The organism is Methylobacterium sp. 285MFTsu5.1, from assembly GCF_000383455.1.
Classification (GTDB): domain Bacteria; phylum Pseudomonadota; class Alphaproteobacteria; order Rhizobiales; family Beijerinckiaceae; genus Methylobacterium.
Window position 1 is genome coordinate 1 of sequence record NZ_KB911300.1, and the last position, 14,453, is coordinate 14,453.

Annotated in this window: 16 protein-coding genes; 9 read left to right on the top strand and 7 right to left on the bottom strand. The window is 71.5% G+C overall.

Annotated features, from left to right (window positions below; all coding sequences use genetic code 11):
• Positions 1–601: 601 nt before the first annotated feature.
• The 4 genes from H288_RS0127840 to H288_RS35770 form a co-directional block, all read right to left on the bottom strand.
• Positions 602–835: a hypothetical protein gene (locus H288_RS0127840; protein ID WP_020095857.1), complete on the bottom strand. Its 234-nt coding sequence runs from the start codon at positions 833–835 to the stop codon at positions 602–604.
• Positions 836–854: 19 nt separating this feature from the next.
• A complete protein-coding gene (locus tag H288_RS35285) occupies positions 855–1,049 on the bottom strand; it encodes a hypothetical protein (RefSeq protein ID WP_128083422.1) in 195 nt (64 codons plus the stop codon).
• Between the two features lie 91 nt (positions 1,050–1,140).
• Positions 1,141–1,488, bottom strand: coding sequence for a hypothetical protein (locus H288_RS0127850; RefSeq protein ID WP_020095858.1), 348 nt, complete (start codon positions 1,486–1,488; stop codon positions 1,141–1,143).
• Positions 1,481–1,648 carry a hypothetical protein gene (locus H288_RS35770; RefSeq protein ID WP_020095859.1) on the bottom strand — a complete coding sequence of 56 codons (168 nt, stop codon included), beginning with the start codon at positions 1,646–1,648 and terminating at the stop codon, positions 1,481–1,483. Before H288_RS35770 ends, H288_RS0127850 begins: the two co-directional genes overlap by 8 nt.
• A gap of 412 nt (positions 1,649–2,060) precedes the next feature.
• Here H288_RS35770 and H288_RS0127860 point away from each other — a divergent pair, with 412 nt between their 5' ends.
• Together H288_RS0127860 and H288_RS0127865 are read left to right on the top strand one after the other, a co-directional pair.
• Entirely contained in the window at positions 2,061–2,279 is a 219-nt protein-coding gene (locus tag H288_RS0127860; protein ID WP_020095860.1) for a hypothetical protein, read from the top strand.
• 292 nt (positions 2,280–2,571) lie between these two features.
• Positions 2,572–2,862, top strand: a complete 291-nt coding sequence (locus H288_RS0127865; RefSeq protein WP_026605349.1) for a hypothetical protein — start codon at positions 2,572–2,574, stop codon at positions 2,860–2,862.
• Between the two features lie 61 nt (positions 2,863–2,923).
• Here H288_RS0127865 and H288_RS0127870 read toward each other — a convergent pair whose 3' ends face one another.
• Positions 2,924–3,838 (bottom strand): manganese catalase family protein, encoded by a 915-nt coding sequence (locus tag H288_RS0127870; RefSeq protein ID WP_020095862.1) that lies wholly within the window; start codon positions 3,836–3,838, stop codon positions 2,924–2,926.
• A 223-nt stretch (positions 3,839–4,061) separates the two neighbouring features.
• Here H288_RS0127870 and H288_RS0127875 point away from each other — a divergent pair, with 223 nt between their 5' ends.
• The 7 genes from H288_RS0127875 to H288_RS0127905 all read left to right on the top strand — a co-directional run bounded on the left by H288_RS0127875 (position 4,062) and on the right by H288_RS0127905 (position 11,563).
• Positions 4,062–4,271: a hypothetical protein gene (locus H288_RS0127875; protein WP_020095863.1), complete on the top strand. Its 210-nt coding sequence runs from the start codon at positions 4,062–4,064 to the stop codon at positions 4,269–4,271.
• Positions 4,272–4,402: 131 nt separating this feature from the next.
• Positions 4,403–5,575, top strand: a complete 1,173-nt coding sequence (locus H288_RS0127880; protein ID WP_020095864.1) for an alpha/beta hydrolase — start codon at positions 4,403–4,405, stop codon at positions 5,573–5,575.
• A 129-nt stretch (positions 5,576–5,704) separates the two neighbouring features.
• Positions 5,705–7,006, top strand: coding sequence for an MFS transporter (locus H288_RS0127885; RefSeq protein ID WP_020095865.1), 1,302 nt, complete (start codon positions 5,705–5,707; stop codon positions 7,004–7,006).
• 208 nt (positions 7,007–7,214) lie between these two features.
• Entirely contained in the window at positions 7,215–8,633 is a 1,419-nt protein-coding gene (locus H288_RS0127890; RefSeq protein ID WP_020095866.1) for an FAD-linked oxidase C-terminal domain-containing protein, read from the top strand.
• A 438-nt stretch (positions 8,634–9,071) separates the two neighbouring features.
• On the top strand, positions 9,072–10,373 hold the full coding sequence (gene oxlT, locus H288_RS0127895) for an oxalate/formate MFS antiporter (protein WP_026605350.1): 1,302 nt from the start codon (positions 9,072–9,074) through the stop codon (positions 10,371–10,373).
• A gap of 279 nt (positions 10,374–10,652) precedes the next feature.
• Positions 10,653–11,354, top strand: a complete 702-nt coding sequence (locus H288_RS0127900; RefSeq protein WP_020095868.1) for a GntR family transcriptional regulator — start codon at positions 10,653–10,655, stop codon at positions 11,352–11,354.
• A 26-nt stretch (positions 11,355–11,380) separates the two neighbouring features.
• A complete protein-coding gene (locus H288_RS0127905; RefSeq protein WP_020095869.1) occupies positions 11,381–11,563 on the top strand; it encodes a hypothetical protein in 183 nt (60 codons plus the stop codon).
• 50 nt (positions 11,564–11,613) lie between these two features.
• Here H288_RS0127905 and H288_RS0127910 read toward each other — a convergent pair whose 3' ends face one another.
• Together H288_RS0127910 and H288_RS0127915 are read right to left on the bottom strand one after the other, a co-directional pair.
• Complete coding sequence (locus H288_RS0127910) at positions 11,614–12,969, bottom strand: peptidoglycan-binding protein (RefSeq protein WP_020095870.1); 1,356 nt, start codon at positions 12,967–12,969, stop codon at positions 11,614–11,616.
• 184 nt (positions 12,970–13,153) lie between these two features.
• Positions 13,154–14,446, bottom strand: coding sequence for a cytochrome P450 (locus tag H288_RS0127915; RefSeq protein WP_020095871.1), 1,293 nt, complete (start codon positions 14,444–14,446; stop codon positions 13,154–13,156).
• Positions 14,447–14,453: the final 7 nt, after the last annotated feature.

Genomic DNA, 14,453 nt, shown 5'->3' on the forward strand with positions numbered 1-14,453 from the left:
CCGCCGCGGCTCAGAAGCCCATCAGCACCCCGGCCGAGCCGGTCACCGTCATCGCGAGGCCGCCCAGGAAGGCGCCGATCATCGCGTAGGAGAAGCCCTTCAGGACCATGTCGTGCACGCCTCTCATCGAGCAGCGGGTCTCGGGCGAGACCCGGGATCACCAACTGCAATGATGATGCCGGATCGGCCGGCTGCGTGCGGTGCGAAGAGTCACGCTGCGCCGCGGAACCGTTCGGCGCGCGTTCAGGCGGCGACGGTGGGCGAGACGGCCGCCGGGCCCGTCTCGCTCACGCGAAATGGGCCGGCAGGCTGAGGGCCTGCGCGTAGGTCACGAGGGCGACCGCGCCGGCGATCAGGGTTGCCACCAAGGCGATGCGGTTGGTCCAGGTCATCGTCGTCTCCATCGGGTTCGCGACTGTGTTCGCGGTGTGATCCCGATGTACGCCCAAGCTTTCAGGTCCGGCGTGTCCCGGAACACCTGCAGGGCCGCCGCTCGCGCACGGATCCCGGGCCGCGCACCGGCCGGAGGCGGGCAGGGAGGCCGCCTCCGGGCTCGGAGGGCCCCGCAGAGCGGGACGGGACCCTGATCCGCCGGCCCGCTCTATCCAGCCCCCGCGCCCTGATCCGCGTTGGAGGCGACCGTGAAACCCTCGCGATCGAAGACGGTGTAGAGGATGCCGGCCGGATCGAGGCCGAGACCCCCGATATGCGCGATCGCCGCTTCCTTGGCCTCGGCCAGCGTGCTGAACGGGTCCGGCAGCTGATACATCCGTGAGGCCTGCTCGGCGCCGTCGATCCGCACCGGCGGCGTGGTGATCTCGACCGTGTAGGGCACGACGACTGTCCGCCTCGACCTAGTGGAACACGCCGAGGAAATACAGCAACAGGATGATCGGCAGCGGGATTCCCAGCAGCCACAGCAATCCACCGCGCAGCATTCGCGCCTCCTCTATGTCGACAATCGCACCGAAATATCGGCCGGTTCGAGATTGGAACGCGCGAACATCGGAAAGGGATGCACAATACTGGTGCGAATGCTCGGAGCGCACCTTCGGTAGAGCTGCGTGAGATCTGCAGGCGTCCCGCCCCGCGCGGATGGCCGTCCGCGCCCGACCTCCGCCCGGCCGCGGCTGGGACGGCTCAGCGATGCAGCGCGGCGATCCAGTCCCTCAGCGGATCCACCACGTAGGCCATCCAGGTCCGCGCCCAGGCCAGGGCAGGGCGGTTCGCGTCGATCGGCCGGGCGGCCATCAGGGCCGCCACGTAGGCGTCCTCCTGGGGCTTGCACGCGTCCAGGGCGCCCCGCTCCCGGCCGGGCCTGCTCCGGTGCGCCGGCTGCCGGTCGAAGGCCTCGCGGACGCAGCCGTGCCACGCCCGCTCCAGGCCCGGCAGGTCGGCCGGCTCCGCTGCCAGCGCCGCGGCGGGCTCGGCCCCCGCCAGGGCCGCGAGGAGCGTCAGGCCGGCCGCGAGGGGCGAGCGCCTACTCATCCGACGCGCGCTCCGTCTGCGGGGCCGCGTCGGCGAGGGTCATCGCGCGCGCGGCCGTGCGCAACTCGTGGCGGGCCACGCCGTCCGCGAGCGCGACGAGGGCGACGAGCACGAGCCCCAGCATGAGGAGACGGCGGATGGTCGGGGCGGGGATGAGCATCGAGGGCGCCTCAGGGAGACGTCCGCACCGTAGCGGAGCCGTCGCGCGCCGGCTGCCACTCCAATGCCACATGAGTACGGAAAGCGAACCTCCGTCCACGAAATCCCGGCGGGAGCGCCCCGGCGCGCCCGCGAGTCGCGGATGCCGGCCATCGCCGCGCCGGATCGAGCCGCGGTGCCGGGCGCGCCCAAAAGGGGCCGGTCCGGCGCGACGAAGAGACCCCGCGCTCGATCCGATACTGACGATTGTGCGGCGTCGCACGCATTCGCGGCAACCGCCGGCCTAACATCCATGTTGAAGGATGACATTCGGCCCGACAGAGCCGAGGCGATCAAGACCGCCGGAACGACGATCTTCCTCACTCGCGACAGTTGACCGGATGACTTCGTGCCGAAGTCAGAAAAGGTTTGCCATGACCGTCCGCCTGTTCGCTGCCGCCGCGCTCGCCGCGACCCTCGCCGCCGCCCTCGCGACGCCCGCCTCCGCGCAGGGATCCGCCGCACGCCACGGCCTGTCCGACGTCACCGCGGTGATGCTGCCCGAGATCTCCGTCACCTACCACCGGCCCGTGCCGGCCGACCGCTCCGCCGGCCCGCACGTCGCCGGCCCGGCCGGCCGCCAGCCGCGCTGACCGGTCAGGCCCGGCGCCCGCAGGATTGCCGGCCTTCCGCGATCTGACCTGCACGAGGCGTGCACGAGGCCTGCACGGTGCCCGCACGGTGCCCGGCGGGGAGGGCACGTCTCACGGCGCGAAGGCAGATCTCGATCCGGTCGGGCCGGGCGGCGACGCGCATTCGCCGAGCCCGCGCCCGGTCGACATGCACGCGCGATTAGTGTTGACGGCCGTCAATGCTATGCTCGGTGGTCCGTCCACGGTATGCATCGACTTCAGGAGCGCGCCGGGACGCGAAGGGCCGATTGCTATGACACGCTTGACCGTCGCCGCGCTGGTGTTCGCCCTCGCAAGTCCCGCGATCGTCGCGCAGGCCCAGCAGGACATCCCGATCCAGCAGGATCTCAAGCGCATGGATCGCCTCGATCAACGGCTCGGGCGCGAGGATACCGAGTTGAAGGTCGATCCGAACGTGACGCCGGACAATCCGGACGGTGTGGTCGGCTTCGACGGACCTCCGTTCAACTACGGGGATCCCGGCGTGATGGGTGACGGCCCCCTCCCGCCGGGATCGCCCGCCGACGACGACGACTGGTACTGACCGGGGACGGCGCGGCCCGCGGTTCTGAGACCGCGGGGCCCTGCCCGGTTCTGAGCGCGCCTCAGCGCCCCTTCTTGTAGAGCTTGCTGGCGATCTCGAAGATCTCCTCGGGGGCGTAGTTGGGCGCGAAGGCCCCGTAATTGCCGTCGAGTTCCGGGATCTTGCCGCCCTCCGGCAGGCCGTCGACGACCTCCAGGTTGCCGGGCGGATCCCCCGGCAGCGCGACCTCGTCGTTCGACCAGACGCCGGCCGCTTCCTTGTAGTCGTCCGGGCTGAAGCGGTAGAGGCGCCGGTGCGAGCCCTCCTGCAGATATTTCTGGCACTCCGGAATCTTGTCGAGAACGATGTTCGGGGTTGGCAGCATCTTCTCGATCTCGACGCCGGTCAGCTTCTTGAGCGCCAGCGCGTAGGCGTGCGCGTGCACCGAGCCGCGCACGAGCAGGTAGCCGCAGACCTCGCGGCCGGTCGGGTCCTTCAGGGTCTCGTAGACGCGCAGCTTGTGCAGGCGCGCGCCGCACTCCAAGTGGAAGTTGTGCAGCAGGTCGATGATGATGTTGCCCGTCGTCGTCACCATGTCGACGTTCCAGGACTGCGCGTTGGAATTGACCGGTGTCGCGCCGCCGCCGTTGCTCAGGAAGCTGCCGGCGAGCCGGATGTCCTGCATGTTGTGGAACGGGGCCTTCGAGACGTCGACCTCCTCGGTGTCGTCGCCGGGGCCGTTGTTGAGCATCGCGATGCCGGTCGAGACCAGCTCCACGTGCCCGAGCTCCTCGGCGAAGATGCTCGACACGAGGCTGTAGAAGGGGCGCAGCTTCGACTTGTTGCGGAAGTTGAAGCTCTGGAACATGTAGTTCCCGAGGGTCGACATCTCCCCGTACTTGCCGCCGAGCAGCTCCTGCAGCGCGGCCGCCGCGTTGGGATCGGGCTTCTTCGGCTGTGGCAGTTCGGCCTGAAGGCGGTCGAGCTTCATGAACATGCGAGCAGCTCCGTTCGCGCGGGGTGCGCATGACGGCATCTTCCCGCACGGACGATTGTTCCTGCGGCTGAGACGGGGCGGCCCGCGGGCGGCCTCCCGGCGGCCGGCGCCATCCGGCTGTGGACAGTGGCCTCGGCGCGGGCGCCCGGCCGCCATCCTTTCCGGAGCGGTAACCATGCCGGTCCTACCAGCCGCGACCCCGGACGGTGAGGCAGGTGGACGAATGGGCGACGACGTGGCGGCGATCCTGTTGACCCTCGTGACCGAGAATTCCGAGTTGCGCGAGCAGCTCGCCAGCGCGCAGGACATGCTGATGGAGACGGCCATCGATGCCGGGCAGCTTCATGCCCGGATCCAGGGCCTGGAGGCCGAGCGCGACGCGTGGCGGGCCGAGGCCGGGCACCGGCAGGCCCGCGCCGCCCTGACCGCCTGACGGTTCGGCGGCGCGCCGACTGGGCGCGGAGGTGGGGCAGGGCCGGATGCGCGCGGGTCGGATTTCGCGGTCGGATCGCGGAGCGTGTACGCTCGGCGGCCGTCGAACAATCGGCACGGGAGCGCGCGGCCATGGTGACGAACGTCCTGCCCCCGCTCGATCCGGCCGCCCTCCCGAACGGAATCCGCGCCCGCTTCGTCGAGGACGTCAACGGCCTGCGCATGCACGTGCTGGAGGCGGGCGACGGCGGTCCCGACCGCCCGCTCATCCTCCTGGTGCACGGCTTCCCCGAGATCGCCTATTCCTGGCGGAAGGTCATGCCGGCGCTGGCCGCGGCGGGCTACCACGTCGTCGCCCCCGACCTCCGGGGCTACGGCCGCACCGCGGACGCGCCGGTCGCCTTCGCGGACGACCTCGCGCCCTACCGGCTGCACAACCTTCTCCTCGACCTGCTGTGCCTGATGAGCGCCCTGAAGCGCGACAGGGTCGCGGCGCTCGTCGGACACGATTACGGGTCCTGGGTCTGCGGCTACTGCGCCCTGGCGCGGCCCGATCTCTTCGGCATGGTCGCCCTCATGAGCGCGCCCTTCGCGGGGGCGCCGGGGCTCGACGCCCTGGCACGCGGCCTCCGGACGCCGGCCGACGACCCGATCCACGCGGCGCTGGCCGCCCTGCCGCGCCCGCGCACGCACTACCACCGCTACTACGCGACGCGCCGCGCCGCCGCCGACATGGAGCGCAGTCCCCAGGGCCTCGCCGCGTTCCTGCGCGCCTATTTCCACCACAAGAGCGCGGACTGGCCGGACAATCGACCCCGCGCGCTCGCCGGCTGGACGGCCGAGGCCCTCGCCGAGATGCCGACCTACTACGTGATGGATGAAGGCCGGACGATGCCCGCGACCGTGGCGCCGGAGATGCCGGAGCGGGGCGGCGCGGACTGCGCCTGGCTGACGGAGGCAGAACTCGCCGTCTACGCGGCCGAGTACGCGCGCTCCGGCTTCCAGGGCGCGCTCCAGGGCTACCGGTGCCGCATGGATGGCAGCATCGACCGCGACCTCGCGCGGTTCGCCGGCCGGCGGATCGAGGTCCCCCTCCTGTTCGTGTCCGGGGCGCGCGACTGGGGCCCGTTCCAGGCGCCGGGCGCGCTGGAGCGCATGAAGGATGCCGCCGGCGCGGGCCTGCTCGGCTGCCACTTCGTGGCGGGGGCGGGGCACTGGGTTCAGCAGGAGCAGCCCCGGGCCGTCGCGGACCTCCTGCTCGACGCGCTCGGTCGCGGCGGGGCCGGATCCCGCCCCGGCGCGTAGGCGCCCGCCGCCGCACCGCGTCCGCTTCTATCGGGGCGCCGACGGCCCGGCTATGTCTCCCGCCAACCGACCGGAGGCCCAGTCGGATCGGGCGCCCGGCGTCCGTTCCGGATCCTCGAGGGGGCGACGATGGATGTGGAAGCGCGCGCCATCCGGCGGGTCAGCAGGCGGCTCCTGCCCCTCCTGATCACCTGCTACTTCATCTCCTACCTCGACCGGGTCAATGTCGGCTTCGCCGCGCTGACCATGAACGGGGACCTCGGCATCTCCGCCACGGCCTACGGGCTCGGGGCCGGCATCTTCTTCCTGAGCTACTTCGTCTTCGAGGTGCCGTCGAACCTGATCCTGGAGCGGGTCGGGGCGCGGGTGTGGATCGCCCGCATCATGCTGACCTGGGGACTCCTGTCGGGCGCGATGGCCTTCATCGTCGGCGAGAAGAGCTTCTACGCCGTGCGCCTGCTGCTGGGCGCCGCGGAGGCCGGGTTCTTCCCCGGCATCATCTTCTACCTCACGCTGTGGTTCCCCGCGCGCTACCGCGCGCGCATCATCGGCACCTTCATGGCCGCGGTCCCGCTCTCGAGCGTCATCGGCTCGCCGGTCTCGGGGGCGTTGCTGGGCCTCGACGGGGTCTGGGGCTTCAAGGGCTGGCAGTGGCTCTACGTCCTCGAGGCGCTGCCCGCCGTCATCCTCGCGGGCATCGTCCTGGCCTTCCTGACGGACCGGCCGGCGCAGGCGGCCTGGCTGCCCGACGACGAGCGCGCGTGGCTCACCGAGCGCCTCGCGCAGGAGCGGCGGGCGCGCGAATCCGCCCGCCGCTACAGCGTCGCGGAGGCGCTCCTCGACCGGCGCGTGCTCGCCGTCGCCTTCGTGTATTTCGGCAACGTGGCGCTGCTCTACGGGCTCAGCTTCTTCCTGCCGCAGATCGTCAAGGGCTTCGACCTCACGAACCTCCAGACGGGTCTCGTCAGCCTCATCCCCTTCGCGATCGGGATCGTCGGCATGCTCGCCCTCGGGCGCTCCTCGGACCGCAGGGGCGAGCGCAAGGGGCACGCGGCCTTCGCGCTCCTGCTCGCGGCCGGCGGCACGGCCGCGGCGGCGCTGGTCTCCGATCCCTACGCCAAGATGGCCCTGTTCAGCGTCTCGGCCTTCGGCATCTTCGGCGGCCTCCCGGTGATCTGGACGCTGCCCACCGCCTACCTGTCCGGCGCCGCGGCGGCCGGCGGCATCGCCATCATCAACGCCCTCGGCAACCTTTCCGGCTTCGCCGCGCCCTACGCGGTCGGCGCGATCAAGGACGCCACCGGCACCTTCACGGGCGGCCTCCTCCTCATCGCGGCGGCCGGCCTCGCCGCCATGGTGACGGTCCTCTGCCTCACCCACGACCGGCACCTGGAGCAGGCCGCGGCGCGCGGCGCGCGGGCGGCGGAGTAGGCGCGGCGGGGCAGACGCGGTGGGTGAACGCGACCCGGGGGGAGGGGGCAGCGCCGCCGCCCCGCCGCGCCCGGGTGGCGGGCGGCCGCCGATCGACCTACGGTCGCGTCGCCAGGTCGTCCCAGCGGAGGCCGTGTCGCGGGGCCGCGCGGCCCCCGGGACACGCCGTCCCCGGCGACGCCCCAGTTCGAGCCCATCGGAGCAGCCCATGAACGCCCCCGTTCCCGCCCCGCGGACCCGCCCGGACGCGGCGACGATCGCGGGTCTCGCCGAGGCCCTGCGGGCCGTGCTCGGGGACCGGGTGACGGCGAGCCCGGCGGTGCGCGAGCAGCACGCCAACCAGCTCACCTGGGCGCCGTGCGAGCCGCCGGACCTCGTGGTCTTCCCGCACTCCACCGCGGAGGTGCAGGCCGTCGTGCGCGCCTGTGCCGAGCGCGACATGCCGATCGTGCCCTACGGCGTCGGCACCTCCCTCGAGGGCCACGTCAACGCGCCGTTCGGCGGCGTCTCGATCGACACGGGGGCAATGAACCGCGTCCGCGCGGTCCATGCCGACGACCTCGACTGCACGGTCGAGGCCGGCGTCACCCGCAGGGCGCTGAACGCGTACCTGCGCGACACCGGCCTGTTCTTCCCCATCGATCCCGGGGCGGACGCCACGATCGGCGGGATGGCGGCGACGCGGGCGTCGGGCACCAACGCCGTGCGCTACGGGACGATGAAGGACGCGGTGCTCGGGCTCACCGCGGTGATGCCGAACGGCGACATCGTCACGACCGCCCGGCGGGCGCGCAAGTCGTCGGCCGGCTACGATCTCACCCGGCTCCTCGTCGGCTCGGAGGGCACGCTCGGGATCATCACCGAGGTCACGCTGCGCCTGCACGGCATCCCCGAGGCGATCTCGGCGGGCATCTGCCCGTTCCCCTCGATCAAGGCGGCCTGCGACGCCACGATCCTGACGATCCAGTCCGGCATCCCGGTCGCGCGCATCGAGCTGCTCGACGAGGTGCAGGTGGCGGCCTGCAACCGCTACTCGAAGCTCGCCCTGCCGGAGACCCCGCTGCTCCTCGTCGAGTTCCACGGCACGGACGCGGGCGTGCGCGAGCAGGCCGAGCGGTTCGGCGAGATCGCCGCCGATCTCGGCGGCGGCCCGTTCGACTGGGCGACCGGGGCCGACGAGCGCGCGCGCCTCTGGCAGGCGCGCCACGACGTGTACTGGGCCTCGGTCGCGCTGCGGCCGGGTCCCACGATCAAGAACATGTCGACCGACGTCTGCGTGCCGATCTCGCGGCTCGCGGAATGCGTGGAGGCGACGAAGCGCGACATCGCCGCGACCGGGCTCACGGCGCCGATCGCCGGCCATGTCGGCGACGGCAACTTCCACACCCTGCCGCTCGTCGATGCCGACAGCCCCGAGGAGATGTCCGCGGTGGCCGGCTTCCTCGACCGGCTCGTCGCCCGCGCGCTGGACCTGGGCGGCACCTGCACGGGCGAGCACGGGATCGGCCAGAAGAAGATGCGCTTCATGGAAAGCGAGCACGGGCCGGAGGCGCTCGGCCTCATGCGGACCCTGAAGCGCGCGATCGACCCCCGGAACCTCATGAATCCCGGCAAGCTGATTCCCTGACGCGCCCCGCGACCCGGCGCCGCCGTCCGCGTCGCCCGTCGATCCCTCCGATCCCTCCGATCCGGGCCGATCGTCTGCATCGGTGCTGTTCAGGGCCGAGCGATCACGTCGTCCGATCCTCAAAGCTGGGGATCGCGCCGACGCCGCGGGCCGGGTCTCAGATGGCGCCGGCACACCGAGGACGGGCGTCCGCGAGAGCGGCGGCCGGCCGCGCGATCCGGTAGCACGCGCGAGATCGCCCTCTAATCCCGAATTCTCGGCCGAAACGGATGAATTATTCTGCTTGCCATACGTTCCTGGCACACAGAATAATGCATGCCGCCGTGCCAATTTCGGAACCCAACATAAGGTTCCGGCGCGGGCAAGGAATTCGTCGGCGTGCACGCCAATCCTATAGCACGCCGCTGAATGTCAGCGCAGGAATGAGGGAGGAAGCTCATGGCCATGCCAAATGCCACGCCGGCTACGGCAGTACCCAGTACAAATCGATGGCTGCAGATCGTGCTCGGCGTGATCTGCATGGTTGCAGCGGCGAACATCCAGTATGCCTGGACGCTGTTCGTCCCCGAGATTCAGAAGACCTTCGGCTGGGACCGCGCCGCGATCCAGGTCGCCTTCACGATCTTCGTCGTCGTCCAGACCTGGCTGACTCCGATCGAGGGTTACTTCATCGATAAGTACGGCCCGAGCCGCGTCGTCATGTTCGGCGGTCTGATGACGGGCCTGGCCTGGGTCATCAACTCCTACGCCACCAGCCTGAGCGGCTTCTACCTCGGCTCGGTGGCCGGCGGTATCGGCGTCGGCTGCGTCTACGCCACCTGCGTCAACAACGCGCTCAAGTGGTTCCCGGACAAGCGCGGCCTCGCGGTCGGCCTCACGGCGGGCGGCTACGGCGCCGGCTCGGCGCTCACCATCCTGCCGATCGCCAAGATGATCGACAGCGGCAACTACGCCCAGGCCTTCTTCGTCTTCGGCCTGATCCAGGGTGCCATCATCATCGCCGCCGCCATCGCCATGCGCGCCCCGCGCAAGGATCAGGTGCCGTTCTCCACCAAGGTCCTGCAGTCGCGGCGCGACTACACCCTGGGCGAGGCGCTGCGCACCCCCGTGTTCTACGTGATGCTGCTGATGTTCACCTGCACGGTGACGGGCGGCCTGATGGCCGTGGCCCAGCTCGGCGTGATCGCGCAGGATCTCGGGGTGAAGAACTTCCAGGTCAACCTGTACTTCTTCGCCATGGCCGCGCTGCCCTTCGCGCTGATGCTCGACCGGATCATGAACGGCATCTCGCGCCCCCTCTTCGGGTTCGTCTCGGACCGGATCGGCCGTGAGAAGACGATGTTCATCGCGTTCGCGATGGAGGGTATCGGCATCGTGGCGCTGGGCTACTTCGGCTCCAACCCGTGGGCCTTCGTGATCCTGTCCGGCGTGGTGTTCCTGGCCTGGGGCGAGGTCTACTCGCTGTTCAGCGCCACGGCCGCCGACACCTTCGGCTCGAAGCACATCGGCAAGATCTACGGCGTGCTCTACTGCGCCAAGGGCTTCGCCGCGCTGTTCGTGCCGGTGGGCAACCTGATCATGCAGGCGACCGGCACCTGGGCGACCGTCCTCTACACGGTGGCGACCATGGACCTGATCGCCGCCGTCCTGGCGATCGCGGTCCTGCGGCCGATGCTCAAGCAGCACCACGCGGCGAACAACGACGCGGCGGCTCCGGCGATGAAGCTGGCCCACGCCTGAGCGACGGCCCCGGCCGCTCCGCGGCCGGGGCGAAGCCTCCCCGACCCGGCTCCGGAATTCCGGAGCCGGGTCGGCCAGCACCGGGCAGCTGGCCCGCACGGAGACCGTCTCGTCGAGACGCAGGGCGCCGCGGGCGATCGCGCATGTTCGGGCGCGCATCGACGATCGGGCGAGGGGCGGCTGTCCTGGCGCCTCGCTCTCACGCGATAGCCCGGCCACGCTCGGCGCCATTCCAGGACCTGAGGCCAGAATCCATTCTCGCGTTCCCGGAGTTCGACTGTGCTGCAGCCTTCCGAGACCTCTCTGGGTCTAGCCTCGATCGGACAGACCCTGAGTCTGCGTGAACAGGCCTACGACAGCATCAAGCAATCGATCCTGGCGATGGATCTCTACGCCGGATCGGCGCAGATCCGGCTGCACGAACACCAGATCGCGCAGGATCTCGGCATCAGCCGCACGCCGGTCCGGGAAGCCCTGACGCTCCTGGAGCGGGAGGGCTTCGTGTCCACGGTGCCGCGCCGCGGCCTCTTCGTGACGCGCAAGAACAAGCGCGAGATCGTCGAGATGATCACCGTCTGGGCCGCGCTCGAAGGCATGGCGGCCCATGCCGCCGCACGGAACGCCGAGGATGCCGATCTCCGCGCGCTCGGCAGGGCCTTCGAGGCGTTCGATATCGCGACTCTGCCCGACCATCTGAAGGCCTACGACGAGGCCAACCTCGACTTCCATCGGACGATCATCCGTCTCGGCGGCTGCGGGTTGATGGTCGAGATGACGACCAACCTGTTCATTCACATGCGGGCGATCCGGTCGGCCTTCCTCCATCGGGCCGGGAGGCTCGAGGACTCGATGCGCGAGCATGCCGCCATCATCGCCGCCTTGCAGGCACGCGACGCGGATCGGGCCGCGATCCTCGTTCGCGATCACGCGCTCGGGCTGATCGCGCATGTCGAGGCGCACTGGGTTTGGCCAGAGGGGTGAGAGGCACCTCTGACGGAGGACCACCGATGCTACCGTCCGTTCAGACGACCGATCTGCTCGGCCTCGGCTTCCTGATCATCGGGCTCGCCGCAGCTGGGATCGCCAGCGCGAGCCGGTCCGCGCGTTTCGCAGAGGAGCCGCGCGAGGAGCTCGCGGGCGGGGCTCTGCTGGTGGCGATCCTCGGCCTCGCCTTCGTGCTCGCCGAGTGAGCGGGCGCGGCGCGTCGTGAGCGCCGGACTTCCCGGGAGCCCGCCGCGCGCTACGGGGTCGCCTGCCCCGCGCGTGCGTTCCACTTCTCGAACTTCCCGAGCGCGCCCCACGCCGTCAGCCCGATGAAGATCGGCATCGTGTAGGGGCTCAGCCCGAAGGCGGGCGTGAGCTGTGCGAGCACCTGCCCGAGACCGGTGTTGAGCGGCACCTGGGACAGGATCTGCGTGGCGACGGCGCCGATGATGCCGATCGCCGACTTCTTGCCGGAGAGCAGCTGCCCGATCGTCTGCCCGAGCGCGCCGTTGACCGGCCCGAGGACCGCGCCGTCGGGACGCGCCGCGGGCGGGCCGGGCAAGATCGGGGCGGTCGGGAGGCGCGCACCGTCGATCTGTCGGCGCAGGGCCTGGAGGAACTCGTCGAGCCGCGCCGCGACGTCGGCGGGCGGCGCGGCCGGCGCGATCACCACCGGGGGCATCGAGGCAGGTTGCATCGGGGCGGGCTGCATCGGGGTGACCGCCCGCGCGGCGAGCTGTCGCTCCAGGTCCTGGATCCGCGTCAGCACCGCGTGGTCCGGCGCCGCCGGCCGCAGCGCCTCCTGGATGGCGGCGATCGTGCGCGCGTCCGCGAGGCCGGTATCGTCCAGACCGCACCGCGCCTGGAACGTCGCGACGGCCGTCATGGTCCGCGGCCCGTTCCGGCCGTCCTCGACGAGGGGCGGCGTCGCGCCGAGGCGATTGAGCGATTGCTGGACCCAGAGCGTGCTGTCGGCGAGTTCGTCGTCGGGCTCGCGGGACACGGCCGCCTCGACGGCGCGCGGCGCCGCGAGCGCGACCGTCGCGTCGAGGTCGATGAGGCTCCGCAGGATCACCGCGGTGCCGATCTGCGTGTCGACCACGTTCGGGTCGAACACGTGGTCGCGCACGAACTTGCCGCCGCGCGCGCCCGGCGGCCCGTAGGCCGTCGATCCGCCCCAGAGATACGGCGAGTTCACGCCCCGGCCGTGGTAGCCGTAGCCGTTGAAGCCCTCGAGCCGGTAGAGGGCCCGCGCGACGCTCCAGTCGCCGAGCCCGACCAGGCCCTGGAGGCGCAGCGCGTCGACCGCCCCTTCGACGAAGGCCTGCGGCCCCGTGAACGGCCCGCGCCCCTTCGGGACGATCGTGGTGCGCCGTCCGAGCTTCTGTCCGTTGCCGAGATACGTGTCGAAATCGAAGGCTGATTCCCGGTAGTGGCAGAGCCCGATGAACCACCAGGGCACGCCGGTGCGCGCCTCGATCTCCTGGTAGCGCGGCTTGCCGGCGGCGAGCTGCTGCGCGAGCTTGCGCACGGTCGCGAGCTTCTCCGGCCGGATCTGGAGCGACGCCCAGGTCCGCTCGTAGCCGTCCTGAAAATCCTGGAAGGATGCCATGTCGATGCTCCGGGCTCTGCGGTGACGAAGCCTTGATGGGACGGCCGGCACCTGCGCGCGGCCGGGCGCCGATCGGGCGGGGCTCCGGGCGACGCCCCGGATCCGGGCGCGCGCGGTCGCGCGCCGCCCGGGCTCGCGACGGAGGGACCGGGTGCGGTGTCGGCGACGTCCCGCGCGCGCCGGGCTAACCGGGCCCGGCGGCCCCCGCCGGCCGGCCGGCGCAGGAGATCCGGAACGCGGTCGGGAACGGCGTGCCCCCGTCCTCGACCGCGCCCTCGGCCCGCACGGCGTCGCGCAGGAGGATGCGGCGAACGATCTCCGGGACCATCGCGCCCGCCACGTAGCGGCCGAGGCACTCGTGATGGCCCCGGCCGAAATGGAGATAGGTCTGCTCCGGGCGGGCCGGGTCGAAGCGGTCCGGGTCGGGCACGCCGGTCGCGTCGAACATCGCCGACAGGCTGAGGGGCAGGACGACCCGGCCCTTGGCGATCCCGCTCTCGGCCGGGCTGCCCCGGCCGAGCACGTGGTCGGTCTCCGCCTGGCGGAACATGAAGGCGACGATCGGCGCGAAGCGCAGCGCCTCCCACACGTAGCCGTCGAAGGCGGCGGGTCCGGTCCGGGCGGCCGCGCGGGCCGCCGCGAGGATCTGCGGCCGGCCGAGGAGCTCCGCGAGGGCGTGCACCACGGCCTCCGACGTGGTCTCGATGGCCCCGATCAGCAGGCCGCCGACGTTGATGACGACGCGGTCCATGCCGAAGCCGGTCGCCGCCGGCAGGTGCAGCCGGAGCAGCCGGGTGAGGACGTCGTCGGGCAGGTCGGCGCCGGCCTCGATCGCCGCGACGCGCGCCGGGATGATCCTGGCGAAGGCCGCCCGCATCTCCTGGCGCGCCAGATCCGCCGCCGCGTGGATCGCGTCGGCGTCCGGGCGCTCGTCGAAGGGGAGGTTGTTGAACTGGTCGAACTGGTTCGCGTACGACCAGCGCAGCAGGTCGGCATCGGGCGCCGCGAACCCGAAGAAGCGCTGCACGATCCGCAGCGGGACGCGGCGCGAGACCGACGCCACGACGTCGATGGATCCGCCGCCCTGGTCGAGACCCGCGTCGAGGGCCGCGTCGGTCTCGGCGCCCGCCAGATCGCGGATCGCCGGGAGGTCGCGCCAGGACAGCACGGCGCGCATGACCGCCTTGTCGCGGTAATTCACCTCCGTGCCGTCGAGCGCCAGCATGAACTCGCCCATCTTGGGCTTGTAGAGCGCGACGGAGAAGACCTGCGGCAGGGACAGGATCTCCTCGACCTCGGCGCGGCCGGCGACGAGGATGGCCGCGCCGCAATCCAGGGCGGTCCGTCGCGCGCGCAGCTGCGCGAAGAAGGGCTGGGGCGCGCGGGCGATCCAGTCCCGGGCGCGCTGCCAGCGCTCCGCCACCGGCAGGGCCTCCAGGAAGGCGAGGCAGGGCGTCTCGGGAGCGGCGGCGCGCATGCACGAC